This is a genomic window from Rhodoferax sp., assembly GCF_028714215.1.
Taxonomy (GTDB): domain Bacteria; phylum Pseudomonadota; class Gammaproteobacteria; order Burkholderiales; family Burkholderiaceae_C; genus Rhodoferax.
In genome coordinates, this window is sequence record NZ_JAQTMS010000024.1 from 1 (window position 1) to 21,420 (window position 21,420).

Here is a 21,420-nt window from a genome sequence, read left to right on the forward strand (position 1 = left end):
CGCCACGGCATTGCTGCCAATTTATGCACGCGACATCCTGCACAGCGGGCCGGTCGGTCTGGGCTTGCTGCGCGCGGCACCGGCGGTTGGGGCGCTGGCGATGTCATTGCTGTTGATGCGCTGGCCGCTGCGCCGCCACGTCGGTCACCGGCTGTTGCTGGCGGTGGCGGTGTTTGGTTTGGCCACGCTGCTGTTTGGACTGTCCACGCATTTCGGCCTGTCGCTGCTGGCGCTTGCGATCACTGGCGCGGCCGACAACATCAGTGTGGTGACGCGCCTGACCCTGGTGCAACTGGAAACGCCGGATGAGATGCGTGGCCGGGTCTCGGCGGTGAATTCGATCTTTATCGGGGCCTCCAATCAGCTCGGAGAATTCGAGTCCGGTGCCACCGCCGCGCTGTTCGGTCCGGTCGGTTCGGTGCTGGCTGGCGGCATCGGTACCGTGCTGGTGGCGCTGGCCTGGCTGCGCCTGTTTCCGGCGCTGGCACGGCGCGACCGCATGCTGTGAGGCCGCCATGATGGCGGATCAAGACTGGTCATTTCCAGCGTCAACGCCGGTGTTCGCGTCGCGCAATCCACACCGTGGACGAGAGAATGACCAGTGCTCCCAGCAAGGTGGTTTGGCTGGGCACATCGGAAAACACCAGCCAGCCCATCAGCGACGCCCAGATCAGGTCCAGAAAGCGCAAGGACTGGGTGGCCGAGATGTCGGCGACGCGAAAGCCGCGCGTCAGGCAGTAGTGACCCAGCGATCCCAACACCCCGGCGACCGCAAAGCCAAACCATTGCCAGGCCGTCGGCGCGGTCCAGTGCAGCAGGCCCAGGGGCAGACTCAATGCCGTTACCGAGATCGCTTGCCATAGCACGATGACGCCCGGTTTTTCGTAGCGCGTGAGCGTTTTTGTCAGCAGGAACGAAGCGGCAAAGACCGGCGACGAGGCCAGCATCAGCAAGGCATACCAGCCGCCCTGTGCCGTGAATTTGGGGGCCACCACCACCAGCACGCCGGCAAAGCCGAACAGGGCCGCGAGCCAGCGGTCGCCACGCATCTTTTCACCCAAGAACCAGGCGGCGCCAACCATGATGAAAATCGGGCCGGTAAAGCCGATCGCGGTCATGTCCGCCAGCCCGATATGGGGCAAGGCCGTGAACCAGAGCATCAGGCCCAGGGTATGAACCGCGCCACGCCATAACTGGCCGCTCAGCTTGACTGGGCGATAGGCCCGCAGGCCTTGCTGCCACAACAGCGGCAACATCGCCACCACCCCGAACAGATAGCGCAGGAACTGAGATTCGAACGGAGCCAGGGAAAGGGTGATCTTGCGGACGATGGTGTTGAGGCAGGAAAACGCCAGCCCGCTCAAAGCTACCCACAACATGCCACGCCACACGGCCGGTAGCCCGATGACGCGTCGGCGGACATGCTGGTGCGCCAGTGCAATTCGGCGTTGCAGCAGGTTCGAAAAAGCGACTCTGGATTTCACAAGGGCAGGCCGTGGTCAGTAGGCATCACCATGCAGTGTAAACAGCTGCCGCTGGAAAATCACGGGCCGGCCCGCAGCAGCTTGCGGCTCCGATCGCATCGACCGCCGGTGCTCGAATTCCAGTGCTGCCGACCAAGCGTCTATTATTGGCCATCCGGCCGCAGGTTTTCCTGCTGCCGGTTATTCGACCCCATTGAAATGAACAAGGCTTTCACCCGAGAACTCGACGACGCGGACGACGATGAGCCGCCCCTGCCGGCGCTGACGCCCGGCACGAAAAACTACATCACGCCGTCCGGTTATGCACGCCTGCGCGCCGAACTGCTGGACCTGATTGATAACGAGCGTCCCAAGGTGGTGGAGATCGTTCATTGGGCCGCCAGCAATGGCGACCGATCGGAAAATGGCGACTACATCTACGGCAAAAAGCGTTTGCGCGAGATTGACCGGCGCATCCGGTTTCTCACCCAACGCCTTGAAATGGCGGAGGTCATCGAACCTTCCGTGCACCATGGCAGCGAGCAGATTTTTTTTGGCGCGACGGTGACCTATGCCGACCCGGCCGGCGCCGAGCGAACCATTACCATTTTGGGCATCGATGAAGTGGACACTTCGCAAGCCCAGGTCAGCTGGGTGTCGCCGATTGCCAGAGCTCTGTTGAAAGCCCGGGTCGGGGACCGGTTGCCGCTGGTGACGCCGGCCGGAACGGTGGAAATAGAGGTGGTTGACGTGCACTACCCGGCACCCGGGCACGACTGATTTACTGGATCAGTTTGGCCCGTTGCGCTTTCAGCACCGAGGGCGTTCTTCTCAGGTTGTGCATCGCGGCATCGAGCTGTTTGAGATCCCGTACCGCAATCAGGAAGCGCAAATCGATGACCTCCTGGGCGGTGTCGTTGTCCATGTCGATGTGCGTGATGTCAGCTTCGGCGGCGGCCACCGCGGTGGCCACCCGAGCCAGCACGCCCTTGCCGTTGGTGACCGTCACCACGACCTCGGTCTCGAAGGCCCGCACCGGTTCATCCGACCATTCGACGCCGATAAAGCGTTCGCTGTCCTTGCGCTTGAGCTTGAGCGCAACCGCGCAGTCGTCGGCATGCACGATCAGCCCTTCGCCGCGTCCCAGGTAGCCGACGATGGCGTCGCCCGGGACCGGCCGGCAGCAGGGGGCAAAGCGGACCGAGGCGTTTTCGCTGCCATCGATCAGGACGCTGCCTTGGGAAACCGTCTCGTCCGCGCCGTAGCGTTCACGCGTGAGCAGCAGGGCATCCGGCTTTTCGCCGCGGTCGGTCAGCAGGGTCAGCAAGCGCTTGGCGACGATGCTGGCAATCCGTTTCCCGATGCCGATGTCGGTCAACAGTTCGGCGCGGGTTTTGTTGCCGCTAAAGCGCAGCAATTTTTCCCACAGCGGCTTGTTGATGCCGGCTTCGTCCGGCAATTTTTCGATCCCCTGGGCGCGCAGCGCCTGCGCCAGCATTTGTTCGCCCAGATGTTCAGACTCGGTTTGTGCCAGGGTTTTCAGGTAATGCCGAATTTTGGAACGGGCGCGTGCGGTCCGCACGAAACTCAGCCAGGCCGGGTTGGGCGTGGACTCCGCCGTCGTGACGATTTCAATCACGTCGCCGTTGCGGATTTCGGTGCGCAAGGGGACTTGTTCGCCGTTGATTTTTGCCGCCTGGGTATGGTCGCCGATGTTGCTGTGAATGGCATAGGCAAAGTCGACCACCGTGGCGCCTCTGGGCAAGGCCATGATTCTGCTTTTGGGCGTAAAAACGTAGACCGCGTCCGGGAACAGGTCGACTTTGACGTGCTCCCAAAACTCGGCGGCGTCCCGCGTTTCATCTTCGATGTCCAGCAGCGACTGCAACCATTTGGAGCCCAGCCAGTCGCCCGTGACCGTCCCTTGCGGGTTGTTGACCTTGTACAACCAGTGCGCGGCAACACCGGACTCGGCCACCAGGTGCATGGCTTCGGTGCGTATCTGGAATTCCACATTGATCCCCGAAGGGCCGACCAGCGTGGTGTGCAGCGACTGGTAGCCGTTGAGTTTGGCAATCGCGATATGGTCCTTGAATTTGCCTGGCACCGGTTTGTAGAGCTGGTGCAGGATGCCCAGCGCCGTGTAGCAGTCAAGCACGGTCGGCACCAGCACCCGAAAACCGTAGATATCGGTCACGCGGGCAAAGCTGAGGTGTTTTTCAACCATCTTTCGGTAGATCGAATAGAGGGTTTTTTCCCGTCCCACGATCTTGACATCCATGCCATTGTTGGCGAATGCCGTGTCCACTTCCTGCTGCACTTTTTGAATCAAGTCCTTGCGCCGGCTGCGCGCTTTTGTCACGGCCTTGTGCAAGATGGTGTAGCGCCAGGGCCGCAGATGACGAAAAGCCAGGTTCTGCAGTTCGCGGTAGGTCTGGTTCAGGCCCAGGCGGTGCGCGATCGGAGCGTAGATGTCCAGCGTCTCGCTGGCAATGCGCGTCCACTTTTCACGCGGCGCATCCGACAGCGTGCGCATATTGTGGGTTCTGTCAGCCAACTTGATCAGGATCACGCGCACGTCCCGCGCCATCGCCAGCAGCATTTTGCGAAACGATTCGGCCTGGTTTTCTTCGCGGGTATTGAAGTGCAGCTTGTCGAGCTTGGTCAAGCCGTCGACCAGTTCGGCCACTGGCGAGCCAAAGCGCTGGAGCAACTCGATTTTTGTCACCCCCGAGTCTTCCAGGGCATCGTGCAGCAGCGCTGCCATCAGCGCCTGGGCATCGAGCTTCCAGTCGGCGCATTGGACCGCGACGGCAATCGGGTGCGTGATGTAGGGTTCTCCGCTGTTGCGGATCTGGCCCAGATGAGCCTGGTCGGCCAGCCGGTAAGCCTGGCGCACCTGCTCCAGATCGGGGGGCGACAGATAGTCCAGCTTGGCGGTCAGGCTGGCGAAACTGGCGGCGGTTGCGTTGGCTACCGCGGGACTGGAAGGCGTTGCGGCGTGGCTACCCGTGCCGGCGGCCGGCGTCTTGCTGGAAGAGGTATTGCTTGCTGTGCCCACCCCCCGAATATAGCGCGCAAGCGGCCATTTGCGGGGCGCCAATAAAAAAGCACCGCGGACGGTGCTTTTCGTGCCTGCGGGAAGCTGTCAAAGAGGCACTTTCTTCAGCATCTCCAAGCCGATCTTTCCGGCTGCGATCTCGCGCAGCGCGGTGACGGCGGGCTTGTTCTTGCTGGTCACCTTGGGCGTATGGCCCTGGCTCAGCATGCGTGCGCGGTAGGTTGCAGCCAACACCAACTGAAAACGATTGGGAATCTGCAACAGGCAGTCTTCGACGGTAATACGGGCCATGAAATTCTCCGAAAGAGCAGGGAATTGCACTAGGGAATGTGCAATGCTTTGAACGTTTCAGCTCTGGCGCGACGTTGCGCCGAAAACTTGAGCCGCTGGGAGTGAACGATTGCCTTAAGGTCAAAAAGCGCTCGGTCAAACAACTCGTTGATTATAACGAAGTCGAAATAGTGGACCTGGGCTACCTCGACGGCGGCGTTGTGAAGGCGCAATTCGATCACCTCCGCCGAGTCTTCGCCGCGCCGCTCCAGCCGCGCGCGCAACTCTTCCCAGCTCGGTGGCAGGATGAAGATGCTGACCGCGTTGGTGAAGATCTTCTTGATCTGGAGCGCTCCCTGGAAATCAATTTCCAGAATCACATCGGCACCTTGCGCCATGCGCTCCTCGATCGCTCTTTTGGAAGTGCCGTAGCGGTGCTGGTGGACAAAAGCCCATTCCACAAAAGCGTCGCCTTGCACCATGGCGTCGAATTCTTGCTCGGACACAAAGAAATACTCGCGTCCGTGTTTTTCCTGGCCCCGGGGCGCCCGGGTGGTGTGCGAGACCGAGGGTTGCACGCGCGAGTCAAGTTCCAGCAAGGCCCTGACCAGGCTGGATTTTCCGGCCCCGCTGGGGGCCGCGACGACAAACAGATTTCCCGGGTAGTCCATGAGGGCGGCCGTATTTGGATGAGGGTGGAGGGGCTGGCGCTATTCTATGTTTTGCACCTGCTCGCGCATTTGCTCGACCAGAACTTTCATGTCCACCGAAATGTGGGTCAATTCCAGTGCCGCCGATTTTGAACCCAGGGTGTTGGCTTCCCGGTGCAACTCCTGAATCAAGAAATCGAGCCGCTTGCCTATTTCGCCGCCCTTCCTGATGAGCCGCTCAATCTCGTCAAGGTGCGAGCCGAGGCGGGTGATTTCCTCGGCGACGTCAATCCGGATGGCAAACGCCGTCGCTTCCGCCAGGGCCCGGTCCTGGGCTGCTTCCGGCAAGGCGGCGCCGTCGGTCAAGGCCATGGCCTCGGTCCAGCGATCCATGAAACGCTGGCGTTGCTGCGCTACCAGTTGCGGCACCAGGGGTTTGGCCTGCTCGGTCAGCGTGCGCAGCTGTCCGATCTGTTCCAGCATCACGGCCGCCAGCCGCTCGCCCTCGCGCTGACGCGCCAGCAGCAATTCGGCCAGCGTCCGCTCGGCCAGGGCCAGAACATCCTGGCGCCAGTCCCGCGCCGGGAGTTGTTCACTGGCGCAAAGTCGCACCACGTCCGCCACGCTCAAGGGCCTGGCCTCGGGCAGCCAGGCCTTGACGCTGTCCTGCACCGCGTTGAGGCGTTGCAGCAGCCGCGGACTGGGATCCGGCACGCTGCTCTGCGATTCCGACTCAATGGCGGCGCGCAGTTCCACCTTGCCGCGCTTGATGCGGCCGACCAGGAGTTCGCGCAAGGCCGGCTCGTACTGCCGGAGTTCCTCCGGCAAGCGAAATGCCAAGTCCAGGAAACGGCTGTTGACGGACCGGATTTCCAGACCGAGACGGCTGGGTGTGGCATTTTTGGATTCGACCTCGGAACTGGTGTGGGCTGTGCTGTGCTGGGCACTGGCATAGCCAGTCATGCTGTAAACTGGCATCTCGACTTTCTGATCAATGGGATGGGCTTGAGAATAACTCTATTCAGGTGGAACCGCCGCCGGTTCGCGCAAAATTATGGCAAAGGTTAAACCTGCACCCCTACCCCCGGATACCATGATAGGCGGTTACCGGATTGTCCGGAAAGTCGCTGCCGGTGGTTTTGGCGTGGTCTACCTGGCCGTCGATACGGGCGGCCAGCAGGTGGCCATCAAGGAGTACTTGCCGTCTTCCCTGGCGACGCGCATGCCCGGTGCCTTGCTGCCGGAGGTGCCGCCCGAAAAGCTGTCCCTGTATCGGCTCGGCCTGAAGAGTTTCTTTGAAGAGGGGCGCTCGCTGGCGCAGATTTCACACCCGTCAGTGGTCAGTGTGATGAACTTCTTCCGGGAAAACGAGACGGTTTACATGGTGATGAACTACCTGGAGGGCGCGTCCCTGCAGGATTTCATCATTACCGCGCGCGATCTGAAACAGCCCAAGGTGTTCCGGGAATCGACCATTCGCTCGCTCTTCGACGAGATCCTGCGGGGTTTGAGAATTGTTCACCAGCACAAGATGCTGCACCTGGACATCAAGCCGGCCAATATTTTCATCACCGATGACAACAAGGCCGTGCTGATCGACTTCGGCGCCGCGCGTGAAGTGCTGAGCAAAGAGGGCAATTTCATCCGCCCCATGTACACGCCTGGTTTTGCCGCCCCGGAAATGTACCGGCGCGACGCCTCCATGGGGCCCTGGACCGACATCTACGCGATCGGAGCCTGTATTTACGCCTGCATGCAAGGCTATCCGCCCAATGAGGCGCCGCAACGCCTTGAAAAAGACCGCATCGCCATCGCCCTGACGCGCTTGCGTGGCGTCTACTCGGACAACCTGATAGAGGTGGTGGAGTGGTGCATGTCGCTCGATCCCCTGTCGCGCCCGCAATCGGTGTTCGCGCTGCAAAAAGAGTTGAGCCGGGAAGGCGAGCGGCAATACACCAAGTTGAGCGTGGGTGAAAAGGTTCGCCTCCAGTTTGACACGATGGTGTCGGATACCAAAAAGAACGTTCAAAAAGTGACCGCCGTCAGTGGCAAACTTAAATGAAGTTCTCCGTTTTTCAGGTAAGCCGCAAAGGCGGGCGGGAAGTCAACGAAGACCGGATGGGCTATTGCTACACCCGTGGTGCGGGGATTTTTCTGCTGGCCGATGGCATGGGGGGGCACCCGCAGGGCGAGGTGGCGGCCCAGTTGGCCTTGCAGCTTATCTCGGTGATGTTCCAGAAAGAGGCGCAACCGGAGTTGCCCGATGTGACGGCGTTTTTACGCAAGGCCTTGCTGGCCGCGCACCACCAGATTCTCCGCTATGCGATTGAAAAAGGGATGTCGGACTCGCCCCGGACCACCATTGTGGCGGCCATCGTGCAGGCCGGCTCGGTGACCTGGATTCATTGCGGCGACTCCAGACTCTACCTGGTGCGCCAGGGCGAATTGCTGGCGCGCACGCGGGATCATTCTTTTACCGAGCAACTGCAGGCGGGCGCGGCCGGTGCCAAGTCGCGCGACCGTATCAACCGCAATATCCTGTTCACCTGCCTGGGTTCACCGACCAAGCCGGTGTTTGAAGTTGGCGGGCCTCTTGCGCTACAGCAGGGCGACCGCATGATGCTGTGCTCGGATGGCCTTTGGGCCAGTTTGAGCGACGCTGACATTACCTACCGCTTGAGCCATAAGCCGGTCAGTGAGGCGGTTCCGGATCTGGTTGAGAACGCGCTTCGCAAAGCCGGTCACAGCAGCGACAACGTGACGGTCATCGCGCTGGAGTGGGAGACTCCGGACGGCTTCGAATCGACGCGCGGAAGCCTTGCGACCGACTCCGCCAGCGGCGGTGTTTTTGCCTCCACCGTGCAGAGCGGTCACCTGGAACCGAGCCTGGAAGATCTGGACGACGCCGCCATCGAGCGCTCGATCGCGGAAATCAACGACGTGATCCGTCGCGCCGCCGCTAAAAAGATCTGATGGAGATTGCCCCATGAGCCAGTTTGTCAGAAGCGGCGCGCGGGCCGCCAACCAGCTTCGTCCGGTGCGCATCACGCGCAGCTACACGATTCACGCCGAGGGTTCGGTCCTGATCGAATTTGGCGCCACCAAAGTGTTGTGCACGGCCTCTGTCGAGGAAAAAGTTCCCGGGCACAAGAAGGGCAGCGGCGAGGGCTGGGTGACGGCCGAATACGGCATGCTGCCGCGTGCCACGCACACCCGCAGCGAGCGCGAGGCGGCGCGCGGCAAACAGAGCGGACGAACGCAGGAGATTCAACGTCTCATCGGCCGCTCCATGCGCGCCGTGTTTGACCTGGCCAAGCTGGGCGAGCGCACCATTCACCTGGACTGCGATGTGCTGCAGGCTGACGGCGGGACCCGTACCGCGGCCATCACCGGTGCGTTTGTGGCGGCGCAAGACGCCGTGGCGAAACTGCTGGCCCAAGGCAAGCTGACGCAGTCCCCCATTCGCGACCACGTCGCGGCGATCTCGGTCGGCATGCTGCAAGGCACGCCGCTGCTGGACCTGGAGTACATCGAAGATTCGACCTGCGACACCGACATGAACGTGGTGATGACGGGTGCCGGCCATTTTGTTGAAGTGCAGGGCACCGCCGAGGGCGCGGCATTTTCACGCCAGGAAATGGATGTCTTGCTGGCGCTGGCCGAACAAGGCATCAGCGATCTGGTGGCGCTGCAAAAACATTCCCTGCTGGGCGCTGCTTCATGAAGGTTGTGCTGGCTTCCAACAACCAGGGCAAGTTGCTGGAACTGCGCGCCATGCTGGCGCCTCTGGGGCTGGAACTGGTGACGCAATCCGAGCTGGGCATCGCCGAGGCGGCCGAGCCGTTTCACACTTTTGTCGAAAACGCGCTGGCCAAGGCGCGCCATGCCGCCGCGCTCAGCGGCTTGCCGGCGCTGGCCGACGATGCCGGTTTGTGCGTCGATGTGTTTGGTGGTTTGCCCGGTGTGGACACCGCTTACTACGCGACCCGGTTCGGCTATGAAAAAGGCGACGCCAACAATGTGCGCGCCCTGCTGGAACAAATGCGGGATCAGACCGATCGCCGGGCCGCCATGGTCAGCACGCTGGTGGCGCTGCGCTCGGCGCAAGACCCCGAACCGCTGATTGCGGTGGGTCGCGTGGTCGGCGAGATCGCCCGCGAGCCGGTCGGCAGCAACGGCTTCGGTTTCGACCCGGTGATGTACATCCCCCAGTTCGGCAAGACTTTTGCCCAGTTGCCGCTGGAGGTCAAGAACGCCAACAGCCATCGGGGGCGGGCGGTGCGCGCCATGGTGGAATTGATACGCGAACGCTGGCTGGCATGACCCACCCCGTTGCGGGCTCACTTCGTGTAGCCGCCTCCCCCTCAAGGGGCAACACCGGTGGCCCGGCAAAGCCGGTTCCACGGTGTTTCTGGATATGAACGACCCCCAGCACTACCTGCGTCCCGGCACGCTGCAACTGACGGTCTTGCCGCCGCTGTCGCTCTACATCCACTTGCCCTGGTGTCTGAAAAAATGCCCTTACTGCGATTTCAACTCGCATGCCATGCGCGTCGGCGAGCTGCCTGAGCAGCGCTATATCGAGGCGCTGATGGCCGATCTGGAGGCGGCGCTGCCGCTGGTCTGGGGCCGCACGGTGCACAGCATCTTTCTGGGCGGTGGCACGCCCAGCCTGTTTTCGCCCGAGGGGATTGACCGGCTGCTGGGCAGCGTTCGAGCCCGCCTGCCGCTGGAGCCGGGCTGCGAGATCACGCTGGAGGCCAATCCGGGTACCTTCGAGAAGGACCGGTTCAAGGCCTTCCGCGCGGCCGGCGTGACCCGTCTGTCGATCGGTGTGCAAAGTTTCAACGATGAGTTCCTGCAGACCCTGGGTCGGGTCCATGACCGGACGCAGGCGATTGCGGCGGTGGAAGAAGCGGCGCAGGCCTTCGCCACCTTCAACCTGGACATCATGTACGCGTTGCCGGGCCAGACCCTGGCCGACCTGAAACAGGACATGGCCACCGCGCTGGCACTGGCGCCACCGCATATTTCGATTTACCACCTGACGATAGAGCCCAACACCTATTTCGCCAGGTTTCCACCCCAGATTCCGGAGCAGGACACGGCTTACGAGATGCTGGACCTGATCACCGACATGACCGGGCAGGCCGGACTGCAACGCTACGAAGTGTCGGCCTATGCGGCCCCGGGTCAGCGCTGCGTCCACAACCTCAACTACTGGCAGTTTGGTGACTACCTGGGCATCGGTGCTGGCGCCCACAGCAAACTCAGCTTTGCCCATCGGGTGCTGCGCCAGGTTCGTTTTCGCGAGCCCGGTCTTTACATGGAAAAATCTCTTGCCGGGGATTGTCTGGCGCAGGAGACCGAGGTCAGCCGGGCTGATTTGCCGTTCGAGTTCATGCTCAATGCACTGCGTTTGAAAGACGGTTTTGCCTTGCCGCAGTTTTCCGAGCGTACCGGTTTACCCCTCACAGCCATCGAAAAAGGTCTGGCCGAGGCCGAGGCTAAGGGCTTGATTGAACGGGATCTGGTCAGCGTCAGACCGAGCGTGCGCGGCTTTGATTTTTTGAATGACTTGCAGTCCCTGTTTTTGCCACCCCATTGAGTGGGGTAAGCGGCACTACACAATTTTTCCATCTTTACCATTGGTCTATTGAATTTGAAACCATTTGGTCGTAAAAAGGAAAAATCAAGAGTTTGCGTTGGAGGGTAGTCAGCATGAAAAAAATTCTTCTTTTGTCGGTTGCGATGATGTCGGGCGGACTGGTTTGGGCGCAGGACACGGGGCGTGTGATTTCCGCGACGCCGGTGGTGGGGCAGGTGGCCGTTCCACGCCAGGTGTGTGGCACCGAACAAGTGGTGGTGCAGCAGCCCAAATCCGGTGCCGGCGCCGTGGTCGGAGCGATCGCGGGTGGTGCCATCGGCAATGCCATTGGGGCCGGTGCCGGCCAGGCCGCCGCGACCGTACTGGGAATCATGGGTGGTGCCATCGTTGGCGACAAGGTCGAGGGTGCGTCCCCGGCACAGAGTCAAAACGTGCAGCGCTGCAGCATGCAGACGTTTTACGAAACCCGCCCGCTCGCCTACAACGTGGTTTACGAATTTGCCGGCAAGCAATACAGCGTGCAAATGCCCAACGACCCGGGCCCCACGGTGCGCCTGCAGATCTCGCCGGTGGGCATGAGTGCGCCGCCCGAAGCACCGGCGCCCAGCACGGCTTATGTGGCACCGGAATACATCCAGACGCCCCCGGTGATAGTGGTGCAAGGGGACTACCCCCGCTACTACTATCAACCCTTCTATCCGGCCATCGCCATCGGGCTTGGTCTGGGTTACTGGGGTGGCTACTGGAGGGGTCACGGGGGCCGTCATCACTGGCGTTGATGCGCCACTCCCTGGCGAGTGCTTCAGGCCGCAGGTTTGGTGGCGCGACGACGGGCTTCCAGATGCCCGCGGCAACTGGCGTTGATGACGCGCAGCTCGGCCAGCGTTTCGTCAATTTGAGCCCGCTTTTGCTCCAGTTCCTGGATCGCCGTGTCGGTGCGGGTTATGACGTACTTCAACTGCTCGGCGCGACCCTCGCCATGGTCGCCGTACAAGTCAAGATAGCGTTTGATTTCTGACAGTGGGGAACCGATATCCTTGGCCCGCAGAATCAGGACCAGCCGGGCCCGGTCGCGTCGCGTGTAGACCCGCGCGCCATTGACCCGGCGCGGCGCCAGCAAACCCTTGTCTTCATAAAAACGCAGGGCACGCAGCGTGATGCCGAACTCCTCGCACAATTGCGTGATGCCAAACAGCTCCGAGGTGCCCTGGTCGCGGTGCGCGTCGACCACCGCCTGCGCGTCGCCGCTATGCGTCGCACGGCTTGTGGCGACCCGTTTGGCACGCGCCGGCCGCGCCCTGGCTGGAGAATTGCTTGATGCCACGCCCGCTACCTGGCGTGGCAATCAGATGACGCGCTGCAGCCGCATGGCGACGCTCATGTCGCCGGTCACCTTGAGTTTTCCCATCATGAAGCCGGTGGCGGGTTCCAGCTCGCCGCTCAGCATGGCGTTCAGGTTTTCCAGCGTGATGCCCACCGTGCAATCGGCATCACCGGTATTGTTGCTGACCGTGTTGGGCGTGGATTTTCCGTCGATGTAAATCACGCCATCGGCGTCGCAGTCAAACTTGAGGGTGGCGCCCAGTCCGCTGTCGCTACCGACTTTGTTGCGGATGGCTTCGGTGCAAGCTTCGAGGTTCATGGTGTTCCTTGTAAAAAGAGGGTTTCAGGTGGTGAATTGTCGACTGCCGGCGCATCGTATCAGGGCTGCATGACGTGCAGCATAGGGGAAATACCTATACGAAATGCAATTGACGTTAACGTCACCTTAATGTCTAATCCGGAGCAATCAACAGGACCCCCTTCAATGCCCGTTATCCGTTCCAGAATCAAGGTCAAATCCGATGCGTTCGAGGCCAACGCGCGGCGCATGCTTGAGCTGCTGGCGCAGGTCCAGCGCCTGGAGCAAATGGTGATTGCCGAGTCCGAATCGAAACGCGGCAAGTTCGAGGCGCGCGGACAGTTGCTGCCGCGCGAACGCGTGGCCCGCTTGCTGGACCGCGGCTCCCCGTTCCTTGAACTCAGCCGCCTGGCCGGGCTCAACATGCACGATGACGATGGCAAGAAAGCGGTGCTGGGGGGTGGCTCCATCGTCGGCATTGGCGTGGTGGCCGGCAAGCGCTGCCTGATTTCCGCCAGCGACAGTGCGGTCAAGGGCGGCACGGTGGCGCCCATGGGCTTGCGCAAAGCCTTGCGGGCACAGGAGATTGCGCGCGAGAACAGCTTGCCCGTGATCTACCTGGTGGAAAGCGGCGGCGCGAATCTGATGTACCAGAGCGAAATTTTCATCGAGGGCGGGCGCAGCTTTGCCAACCAGGCGCGCATGTCGGCCGCCGGTCTGCCGCAAATCGCGGTGGTGCACGGCTCGTCGACCGCCGGCGGCGCCTACCTGCCGGGGCTGTCGGACTATGTGATTCTGGTGCGCGGGCGCTCCAACATCTTCCTGGCCGGCCCGCCCCTGGTGAAGGCCGCCATTGGCGAGGATTGCACGGAAGACGAGATCGGCGGCGCCGAGACCCATGCCCGGGTGACCGGCCTGGGCGAGTATCTGTGCGAGGACGATGCGCACGCTATCGGGATGGCGCGCGAAGTGATGGACAAGCTGCGCTGGGATCTGGCCCCGGGTGAGAAAAGTTTTGCTGAGCCCCTGTTCGACGAGCAGGAATTGCTGGGTCTGGTGCCGGCCGACGAGCGCGAACCCTACGACGTGCGCGAAGTGATTGCGCGCCTGGTGGATGGCTCCGACTTTCTGGAGTTCAAGGCCGAGTACGCCGGCGAGATGATGTGCGGCCACGCCCGCCTGCAAGGCCGGCTGGTGGGTATTCTGGGCAACAACGGCCCGATTCAACCGACCGGTTCCACCAAGGCCGGACAGTTCATCCAGTTGTGCGACCAAAGCGGCACTCCCCTGATCTTCTTGCAGAACACGACCGGCTACATGGTGGGCTCGGTGGCCGAGCGCAGCGGTGCCATCAAACACGGCTCCAAGATGATCCAGGCGGTGGCCAATGCCCGGGTGCCCAAGTTCACCGTGGTGTTGGGTGGCTCTTACGGTGCCGGCAATTACGGCATGTGCGGCCGCGGTTTCGACCCGCGTTTCATTTTTTCCTGGCCCACCGCGCGTACCGCCGTGATGGGCGGTGCGCAGGCCGCCAAGGTGATGGACATTGTGAATCGGGCCAAGATCGAGCGCAGCGGCATGGCGGCCAACGAGGAAGCCCTGAAAGCCATGTCCGACGGCCTGCGCCTGCGGCTGGACAAGGAGTCCGCGGCTCTCTTTGGCACCGCCCGCTTGTGGGACGACGGCATCATCGACCCGCGCGATACGCGGCGTCTGCTGGGGCTCTGTCTGGCCTTGGCGGAAGAAGCGCAGGGCCGCAGCTTGCACCCCAATACCTTTGGTGTGGCGCGCTTGTAGATGAAATGGGTCATGCAACCAGGATTTGTCATTGCGGACTTGATCCGCAATCCAGGGTCCACGTGGCAGTGGATGCCGGATCGGAGTCCGGCATGACAAGTCGGAACTTCGCTTGCACGGCCTGCGGGCTCGCAACGACCATCAAACCCCTGCATGCAGAAATCGATTCGGACATTCACCTGAAAGGCCCTTATGAAATTCACCCCGGAACACGAACAGATTGCCGACACCGTGCGCAAGTTTGTCGCCAAGGAGATCAACCCCCACATTGCCCAGTGGGAAGCCGCCAACGAATTCCCGGCGCACGCCGTGTTCAAGAAGCTGGGCGATCTGGGCCTGCTGGGCATCAAGTACCCGGTCGAATACGGCGGCATGGGGCTGGACTTCAGCTACTCCATGGTGATGGCCGAAGCGCTCGGTGAGTGCAACGCCGGCGGCGTGCCGATGGCCATTGGCGTGCAGACCGACATGTGCACGCCGGCACTGGCGCGCTTTGGTTCCGATGAACTCAAGCGCGAATTCCTGGCCCCCAGCATCGCCGGCGACATGGTCGGCTGCATCGGCGTCAGCGAGACCGGCGGCGGCTCCGACGTGGCGGCGCTGAAAACCACGGCGCGCAAGGACGGCGACGACTACATCATCAACGGCTCCAAGATGTGGATCACCAACGGCATGCAGGCCGACTGGTGTTGCCTGCTGGCCAATACTTCCGAGGGCTCGGTGCACAAGAACAAGTCGCTGATCATCGTGCGGCTCGACAGCCCGGGCGTCACGCGGCAGAAGATCCACAAGATCGGCATGGACTCCTCCGACACGGCGCAACTGTTTTTTGACGATGTCCGGGTGCCCCGGCGCAACCTGATCGGGCAAGAGGGCATGGGCTTCATGTTCCAGATGCTGCAGTTCCAGGAAGAACGGCTGTACGGCGCGGCCGGTTGCCTGCGCTCGCTGGACCGCCTGATCGATCAGACCATTGACTACACGCGCCAGCGTCAGACCTTCGGCAAACCGATTCTGCACAACCAGGTGGTGCACTTCCGGCTGGCCGAACTGCGCACCGAGGTCGAAGCCCTGCGCGCCCTGACCTACCGCGCGGTGGAGTCCTATATCTCCGGCAAGGACGTCACCAAACTGGCCTCCATGGCCAAGCTCAAGGCCGGCCGCCTGAGCCGCGAGGTGGCAGACAGTTGCCTGCAGTACTGGGGCGGCATGGGCTTTACCTGGGATAACCCGATTTCCCAGGCCTACCGCGACAGCCGCCTGATTTCAATCGGCGGCGGTGCCGACGAAATCATGCTGGGCATCATCTGTAAGCTTGAGGGCACCTTGCCCGGCAAGGCTTGACCGGTATGGCGGCCTTGGGCAGTTATGAAACGCTGGCGATAGAGTGCGCCGGGCCGGTCCTTCACGTCACGCTCAACCGGCCTGCATCGCGCAATGCCATGTCGCTGCGCATGGTGGCCGAGTTGCGCTCGGTGCTGGCAACTGCCGAAACGGAAGGCGAGGTTCGGGTACTGGTGTTGCGTGGTGCCGGGGGACACTTTTGCGCCGGCGCCGATTTGAAGGATATGGCGGCGGCGCGCATGCAGGCTGTGCAGGGCCAGCCGCACTCAAGCGAAGCGGGACTGGCCTTGGACGCTGTGGCACAGGCCAATATGCAGTTCGGTGAGCTGGCCCTGGCCTATGCCCATACGCCGCTGGCCCTGGTCGCCGTGCTGGAGGGCACAGTGATGGGAGGGGGCTTCGGCCTGGCCTGCGTGGCCGATGTGGCGCTGGCCTCTGAATCGGCGCTGTTTCGCCTGCCGGAGACTGCCTTGGGCCTGGTGCCGGCCCAGATCACCCCATTTTTACTGGAGCGCCTGGGCTATTCGCAGGCCAAGCGGCTGGCCGTCACCGGAGGTCGTGTCACGGCGGCCCAGGCCTTGGCCATCGGCCTGGTGCATGCCGTGCATGCGCCCGACCAACTTGATGCCGCGCTGACCGCCGTGCTGGCTGACATTCTGGCCTGCGCTCCCGGCGCCGTCGCTGCCACCAAGGCGTTGCTGGCCCAGGCGCGACTGACACCGGCGGTCGAGCTGGTGCCGCAGGCGGCACTGGTTTTTTCCCGCGCCGCGCAAGGCGCCGAGGGCCTCGAAGGAACGACAGCTTTTCTTCAAAAGCGCAAACCAAAATGGGCCCAGCCATGACATTCACAAAGATATTGATTGCTAACCGGGGAGAGATCGCCTGTCGGGTCATTCGAACGGCGCGCCAGCTGGGTTATCGAACCGTGGCCGTTTACAGCGATGCCGATCGGGCTGCGCCGCATGTGCGGCTGGCCGACGAGGCGGTGCATATCGGAGCCTCTGCCGCAGTCGATTCCTACCTGCGCGTCGAGGCTTTGCTTGAAGCGGCCCGCAAGACTGGCGCTGATGCCGTTCACCCGGGCTACGGATTCCTCAGTGAAAACTCGGGCTTTGCCCAAGCTTGTCTGGACGCCGGACTGATTTTCATTGGCCCGCCGCCGGCGGCCATGCAAGCCATGGGCGACAAGGCCTTGGCCAAGCGCCGCATGCTGGCCGCCGGCGTGCCCTGCGCACCGGGCTATCTGGGCGAGGAGCAGGACGACGCCAGCTTGACCGAAGAGGCATTAAAACTGGGCTTCCCGTTGCTGGTGAAGGCAGTGGCGGGTGGCGGTGGTCGCGGCATGCGGCTGGTGCACACAGCGGACGAGATGGCGCAGGCGATTGCCGGCGCGCGGCGTGAAGCGCAAAGCGCTTTTGGCGACGGCACTTTGATGCTGGAGCGCTTGATCGTCAACGGTAGGCACATCGAGGTCCAGATCTTTGCCGATGCCCATGGCAACGCCGTCCACTTGGGCGAGCGCGACTGCACGGCGCAGCGCCGGCGGCAGAAAGTGATTGAAGAAGCGCCCTCGCCGGTGGTCCATGCCAGCCTGCGCGAGGCCATGGGCAAGGACGCCGTCGCGGCCGCGCTGGCGGTGGGTTACCGGGGTGCCGGCACGGTCGAGTTCATGCTGGACGCCGATCTGAAACACTATTTTCTGGAGATGAACACGCGCTTGCAGGTGGAGCACCCGGTGACCGAAATGGTGACCGGTTTTGATCTGGTCGAGTGGCAACTGCGGGTCGCCGCCGGACAGCCGCTGCCGGTCCGGCAAGCCGACATCCAACTGAGCGGTCACGCGATCGAGGCGCGCCTCTATGTGGAAGACCCTTATGCCCATTTTGCGCCGCAGACCGGCAGCGTGCGTTGGTGGCGTCCCCAGCAAGCGCTGCTGGGCGGCGTGCGCATCGACGACGGCATTGAAGAGGGCAACGAGATTTCGCCTTTCTACGACGGACTGGTGGCCAAGCTGATCGTCCACGGGCGGGACCGGGACGATGCGATCCGGCGCCTGCGCGCCGCCCTGCAAAACGCGCCCCTGCTGGGACTGCGCAACAACGGCCGCTTCCTGGCCGACCTGGTGAATCATCCGGCGTTTCGCGGCTCAACCATGACCACCGATACGATAGACCAATGGCAGGAGCGTGGCGAAGCGCTGCTGCAACGCCCCGTGCCAGACGAGCAAACCTGGTGTCTGGCGGCGGCCGTATTCGCCATGCAGAACGGCGCCAACTGGCGCGCCGACAGCGTGGCCGCGTTCGACCTGCCCCTGCAATGCGAGGACGTCGCGCAAACACTGCGGGTGCACCCGGATCGCTTGGGTCAGGTCAAGGTGACGCTGGCTGGGCAACTGCATGCGGTGAAGATCCTCGACTTCGAGGACGGCGAGTTGCGCTTCGAGATCGACGGCGTGACGCGCCGCGCCATTGCGGTGCTGCATCAACAGCAACTGCACCTGGCGGTGGATGGCGCCTCCTTTGTCTTTAGCGAGATTTCGCCCTTTCCCGGCAAGGACGCGGCGCTGGATGCGACGCAGGCCCGTTCACCGGTGGCCGGCAAGGTCACGCAAATCCAGGTGGCGGCTGGCGACAGCGTCAAAGAGGGGCAGGCCTTGTTGTGTGTGGAGGCGATGAAGATGGAAATGTGGCTCACGGCGCAAGCCTCGGGTACCGTCGCCGCCTTGCACGTGAAGCTCGGCGAACAGGTCGAATCAGGTGCCCTGCTGGTCGAAATTGAACTCGAAAAAATGAAGGAAGCATGATGGACAAAGCGATTCTGACCTGCGCCCTGACCGGCGTCCTGACCAACCCCAGGCAGCATCCGGTGCCAGTCACGCCGGCCCAGATGGCCGCAGAGGCGCGTGACGCGTTCAACGCCGGTGCCTCCATCATGCATGTGCATCTGCGCCGGCAGGAGGAGGGCATGGGCCATCTGCCGAGCTGGGACCCGGAGGTTGCCGAATTGGTTGTCGATGCCATTCGCGCGGCCTGCCCCGGCGTCATCATCAACCTGACCACTGGCGTGGTGGGCCAGGACATCGCCGGCCCGCTGGCCTGCATCCGGCGCGTCAAACCCGAGATCGCGGCCTGCAATGCCGGCAGTCTGAATTACCTCAAGATCAAGGACGACGGCCAATGGGCCTGGCCGCCCATGGTGTTCGACAACCCGGTCGCCAAAGTGCAGCAGTTTCTCGATGTGATGCAGGAGTGCCAGGTGCACCCCGAGTTCGAGTGTTTCGACGTCGGCATCGTGCGTTCGGTCGGCATGTATTTGAAGGCCGGCATGCTAAAGGCAGAGCTGGGGCGGGCCGAATACAACCTGGTGATGGGGGTGGCCTCCGGTATGCCCTGCGATGCTGATTTGCTGGCGCTGATTCCGCGCTGGATGGCCGCCGACAGTGTCTGGCAAAGCACCTTGATCGGCCGGGCTGAGATCTGGCCGGTGCACCAGAAGACTGCTGAGCTGGGCGGCATGCTGCGCAGCGGTCTGGAAGACACTTTCTATCTGCCCAACGGCGACAAGGCGAAAGGCAATGGCGAGCTGATCGCGGCCCTGGCCGAATGCGCCCGCAGGGCAGGGCGCGTGGTGGCCAGTCCGGCCGAGGCGCGGGTGTTGCTGGGATTGCGTGCCAGTGCAGCGGCAAGCCCAGGGTAGGTCGCACGCCAAGGCAAGAAAAAACCCGCGACGCGGGAGCGCGTGCGGGTTTTGATCTGGTGCCTCGGGCCGGAATCGAACCGGCACACCTTTCGGTACTGGATTTTGAGTCCAGCGCGTCTACCAATTCCACCACCGAGGCAGGAAGGAGATGAGGCGCGAATTATGGCACAGTGTGGGGTATGAAATATCCAACGATTGAAGATTCCATCGGAAAAACCCCCCTGGTGCGCTTGCAGCGTATCGGTGCTGAGGAAAACGACAAGCGTGGCAACGTGATTCTGGGCAAGCTCGAAGGCAATAACCCGGCCGGCTCGGTGAAAGACCGGCCCGCTTTGTCGATGATCCGGCGGGCCCAGGAACGGGGCGAAATCAAACCCGGCGACACCTTGATCGAAGCCACCTCCGGCAACACCGGCATTGCGCTGGCGATGGCCGCCGCCATCAAGGGCTACCGCATGATTTTGATCATGCCCGAAGACCTCTCGATCGAGCGCGCCCAGACCATGAAGGCGTTCGGTGCCGAACTGATCCTGACACCCAAGAGCGGCGGCATCGAGTACGCACGCGATCTGGCCGAGCAGATGCAGCGCGACGGCAAGGGGCTGGTGCTGGACCAGTTTGCCAATGCCGACAACCCGCGCATTCACTTCGAGACCACCGGACCGGAAATCTGGGCCGATACCAAGGGGAAGGTCACGCATTTTGTCAGCGCCATGGGCACCACCGGCACTATCACCGGGGTCTCCCAGTTTCTGAAACAGAAGAATCCGGCGATCCAGGTGGTTGGCGTGCAGCCGCTGGAGGGCTCGCGCATCCCCGGCATTCGCAAATGGCCGCAGGAATACCTGCCGAAAATCTACGATCCGTCCCATGTCGACGAGTTGATGTACGTCAGTCAGGAGACGGCCGAAGACATGTGCCGGCGTCTGGCGCGGGAGGAAGGCATTTTTGCCGGCATCTCGGCCGCCGGCGCCTGCTGGGTGGCGCAGGAGATTGCCCAGCGCGAGAGCAACGCCACCATCGTGTTCGTGGTCTGCGACCGCGGCGACCGTTATCTCTCGACCGGCGTTTTTCCGGCCTGATGCACAGCGACAAGGTTTTTCAATGACTCAGCCGTTCCGCTTCTGCCCGCAATGCGCCACGCCGCTGGCCCCCATCACGCAATTCGAGGACGGCGGCGAAAAAGAACGTCTGCGCTGCGCGGCCTGCGGTTACACCCACTGGAACAATCCAACGCCGGTGCTGGCGGCCGTGATCGAGTACCAGGGCAAGGTTCTGCTGGCCCAGAACGCGGCCTGGCCGGGCAAGATGTTTGCCCTGATCACCGGTTTCATGGAGGCCGGCGAAACGCCGCAAGGCGGCATGGCGCGTGAAATCAAGGAGGAAACCAGCCTTGACACCAGCGAGCTGAATTTGATCGGTGTCTATGATTTCCAGCGCATGAACCAGGTCATCATTGCCTATCACGCGCTCTGCCAGGGGGAGGTCAGGCTTTCGCCCGAACTGGTGGATCACCGGCTGTTTGCCCTGGACGAAGTGAGATGCTGGCCGGCCGGCACCGGCCATGCACTGGCCGACTGGTTGCGCTCGCGCGGCCATCAGCCGCAGTTCATGGAATTTCCCAGGCGGGCCTGAGCGCCGGGGCCCTAGAATTCAGCTCATTCCAAGGAAAATTTGATGCAAATCGACCGAGAACTCGACGCCCGTGGCCTGAACTGCCCGCTGCCCATTCTGAAAGCCAAGAAGGCGCTGGCCGACATGCAAAGCGGACAAACCCTGCAGGTGGTCGCCACCGATGCCGGTTCGGTGCGTGACTTCCAGGCCTTTGCCAAGCAGACCGGCAACGAATTGCTGGAGCAGAAGACCGTCGGCAAGGAGTTTTTTCACGTCCTGCGGCGGCGCTAGAA

At 62.4% G+C, this 21,420-nt stretch carries 23 protein-coding genes and 1 tRNA gene; 16 read left to right on the forward strand and 8 right to left on the reverse strand.

The window, feature by feature from the left end; translation table 11 throughout:
- The coding region (locus PHS32_RS12285) for an MFS transporter (protein ID WP_301079272.1) at positions 1–508 on the forward strand (508 nt) is incomplete at its 5' end.
- Between the two features lie 40 nt (positions 509–548).
- Here PHS32_RS12285 and PHS32_RS12290 read toward each other — a convergent pair.
- The gene (locus PHS32_RS12290; protein ID WP_301079273.1) at positions 549–1,484 is read right to left on the reverse strand and encodes a DMT family transporter; all 936 of its coding nucleotides are present in this window, start codon (positions 1,482–1,484) and stop codon (positions 549–551) included.
- A 198-nt stretch (positions 1,485–1,682) separates the two neighbouring features.
- Between PHS32_RS12290 and greB the strand changes: the two genes are divergently transcribed.
- Complete coding sequence (gene greB / locus PHS32_RS12295; RefSeq protein ID WP_301079274.1) at positions 1,683–2,243, forward strand: transcription elongation factor GreB; 561 nt, start codon at positions 1,683–1,685, stop codon at positions 2,241–2,243.
- Position 2,244: 1 nt separating this feature from the next.
- Here the strand turns inward: greB and PHS32_RS12300 are convergent, their stop codons facing one another.
- The 4 genes from PHS32_RS12300 to PHS32_RS12315 all read right to left on the reverse strand — a co-directional run bounded on the left by PHS32_RS12300 (position 2,245) and on the right by PHS32_RS12315 (position 6,422).
- The gene (locus tag PHS32_RS12300; RefSeq protein ID WP_301079354.1) at positions 2,245–4,407 is read right to left on the reverse strand and encodes a bifunctional (p)ppGpp synthetase/guanosine-3',5'-bis(diphosphate) 3'-pyrophosphohydrolase; all 2,163 of its coding nucleotides are present in this window, start codon (positions 4,405–4,407) and stop codon (positions 2,245–2,247) included.
- A gap of 204 nt (positions 4,408–4,611) precedes the next feature.
- A complete protein-coding gene (gene rpoZ / locus PHS32_RS12305) occupies positions 4,612–4,815 on the reverse strand; it encodes a DNA-directed RNA polymerase subunit omega (RefSeq protein ID WP_301079275.1) in 204 nt (67 codons plus the stop codon).
- A 29-nt stretch (positions 4,816–4,844) separates the two neighbouring features.
- Positions 4,845–5,465 (reverse strand): guanylate kinase, encoded by a 621-nt coding sequence (gene gmk / locus PHS32_RS12310; protein WP_301079276.1) that lies wholly within the window; start codon positions 5,463–5,465, stop codon positions 4,845–4,847.
- 39 nt (positions 5,466–5,504) lie between these two features.
- The gene (locus PHS32_RS12315; protein WP_301079278.1) at positions 5,505–6,422 is read right to left on the reverse strand and encodes a YicC/YloC family endoribonuclease; all 918 of its coding nucleotides are present in this window, start codon (positions 6,420–6,422) and stop codon (positions 5,505–5,507) included.
- A 76-nt stretch (positions 6,423–6,498) separates the two neighbouring features.
- Here PHS32_RS12315 and PHS32_RS12320 point away from each other — a divergent pair, with 76 nt between their 5' ends.
- The 6 genes from PHS32_RS12320 (at position 6,499) to PHS32_RS12345 (ending at position 11,831) form a co-directional block, all read left to right on the forward strand.
- Positions 6,499–7,506 carry a serine/threonine-protein kinase gene (locus PHS32_RS12320; RefSeq protein WP_301079279.1) on the forward strand — a complete coding sequence of 336 codons (1,008 nt, stop codon included), beginning with the start codon at positions 6,499–6,501 and terminating at the stop codon, positions 7,504–7,506.
- Positions 7,503–8,417: a protein phosphatase 2C domain-containing protein gene (locus PHS32_RS12325; protein ID WP_301079280.1), complete on the forward strand. Its 915-nt coding sequence runs from the start codon at positions 7,503–7,505 to the stop codon at positions 8,415–8,417. The genes PHS32_RS12320 and PHS32_RS12325 overlap by 4 nt, the downstream gene beginning before the upstream one ends.
- A 13-nt stretch (positions 8,418–8,430) precedes the next feature.
- Positions 8,431–9,168, forward strand: a complete 738-nt coding sequence (gene rph, locus PHS32_RS12330; RefSeq protein ID WP_301079281.1) for a ribonuclease PH — start codon at positions 8,431–8,433, stop codon at positions 9,166–9,168.
- A complete protein-coding gene (rdgB, locus tag PHS32_RS12335; RefSeq protein ID WP_301079282.1) occupies positions 9,165–9,767 on the forward strand; it encodes an RdgB/HAM1 family non-canonical purine NTP pyrophosphatase in 603 nt (200 codons plus the stop codon). Before rph ends, rdgB begins: the two co-directional genes overlap by 4 nt.
- Positions 9,768–9,861: 94 nt before the next feature.
- Entirely contained in the window at positions 9,862–11,052 is a 1,191-nt protein-coding gene (gene hemW, locus PHS32_RS12340) for a radical SAM family heme chaperone HemW (protein ID WP_301079283.1), read from the forward strand.
- A gap of 113 nt (positions 11,053–11,165) precedes the next feature.
- Positions 11,166–11,831, forward strand: a complete 666-nt coding sequence (locus tag PHS32_RS12345; protein ID WP_301079284.1) for a hypothetical protein — start codon at positions 11,166–11,168, stop codon at positions 11,829–11,831.
- Positions 11,832–11,854: 23 nt separating this feature from the next.
- Here PHS32_RS12345 and PHS32_RS12350 read toward each other — a convergent pair whose 3' ends face one another.
- The gene (locus PHS32_RS12350; RefSeq protein ID WP_301079285.1) at positions 11,855–12,376 is read right to left on the reverse strand and encodes a MerR family DNA-binding transcriptional regulator; all 522 of its coding nucleotides are present in this window, start codon (positions 12,374–12,376) and stop codon (positions 11,855–11,857) included.
- A 21-nt stretch (positions 12,377–12,397) separates the two neighbouring features.
- Entirely contained in the window at positions 12,398–12,694 is a 297-nt protein-coding gene (locus PHS32_RS12355) for an SCP2 sterol-binding domain-containing protein (protein ID WP_301079286.1), read from the reverse strand.
- 165 nt (positions 12,695–12,859) lie between these two features.
- Between PHS32_RS12355 and PHS32_RS12360 the strand changes: the two genes are divergently transcribed.
- The 5 genes from PHS32_RS12360 to PHS32_RS12380 all read left to right on the forward strand — a co-directional run bounded on the left by PHS32_RS12360 (position 12,860) and on the right by PHS32_RS12380 (position 19,510).
- Complete coding sequence (locus PHS32_RS12360) at positions 12,860–14,470, forward strand: carboxyl transferase domain-containing protein (protein ID WP_301079288.1); 1,611 nt, start codon at positions 12,860–12,862, stop codon at positions 14,468–14,470.
- A gap of 192 nt (positions 14,471–14,662) precedes the next feature.
- Entirely contained in the window at positions 14,663–15,814 is a 1,152-nt protein-coding gene (locus PHS32_RS12365) for an acyl-CoA dehydrogenase family protein (RefSeq protein WP_301079290.1), read from the forward strand.
- A gap of 5 nt (positions 15,815–15,819) precedes the next feature.
- Entirely contained in the window at positions 15,820–16,656 is an 837-nt protein-coding gene (locus PHS32_RS12370) for an enoyl-CoA hydratase-related protein (RefSeq protein WP_301079291.1), read from the forward strand.
- Positions 16,653–18,617 carry a biotin carboxylase N-terminal domain-containing protein gene (locus tag PHS32_RS12375; protein WP_301079292.1) on the forward strand — a complete coding sequence of 655 codons (1,965 nt, stop codon included), beginning with the start codon at positions 16,653–16,655 and terminating at the stop codon, positions 18,615–18,617. The genes PHS32_RS12370 and PHS32_RS12375 overlap by 4 nt, the downstream gene beginning before the upstream one ends.
- Positions 18,614–19,510 carry a 3-keto-5-aminohexanoate cleavage protein gene (locus tag PHS32_RS12380; RefSeq protein WP_301079293.1) on the forward strand — a complete coding sequence of 299 codons (897 nt, stop codon included), beginning with the start codon at positions 18,614–18,616 and terminating at the stop codon, positions 19,508–19,510. Before PHS32_RS12375 ends, PHS32_RS12380 begins: the two co-directional genes overlap by 4 nt.
- A 57-nt stretch (positions 19,511–19,567) precedes the next feature.
- On the opposite strand, the gene PHS32_RS12385 is transcribed toward PHS32_RS12380, so the two are convergent.
- Positions 19,568–19,652: transfer RNA gene (locus tag PHS32_RS12385), tRNA-Leu, on the reverse strand.
- A 40-nt stretch (positions 19,653–19,692) separates the two neighbouring features.
- Between PHS32_RS12385 and cysM the strand changes: the two genes are divergently transcribed.
- The 3 genes from cysM to PHS32_RS12400 are packed head-to-tail and all read left to right on the forward strand — an operon-like array spanning position 19,693 to position 21,418.
- A complete protein-coding gene (gene cysM / locus PHS32_RS12390; protein WP_301079294.1) occupies positions 19,693–20,595 on the forward strand; it encodes a cysteine synthase CysM in 903 nt (300 codons plus the stop codon).
- Between the two features lie 22 nt (positions 20,596–20,617).
- On the forward strand, positions 20,618–21,148 hold the full coding sequence (locus PHS32_RS12395) for an NUDIX hydrolase (RefSeq protein WP_301079295.1): 531 nt from the start codon (positions 20,618–20,620) through the stop codon (positions 21,146–21,148).
- Positions 21,149–21,190: 42 nt separating this feature from the next.
- Entirely contained in the window at positions 21,191–21,418 is a 228-nt protein-coding gene (locus tag PHS32_RS12400) for a sulfurtransferase TusA family protein (protein WP_301079296.1), read from the forward strand.
- Positions 21,419–21,420: the final 2 nt, after the last annotated feature.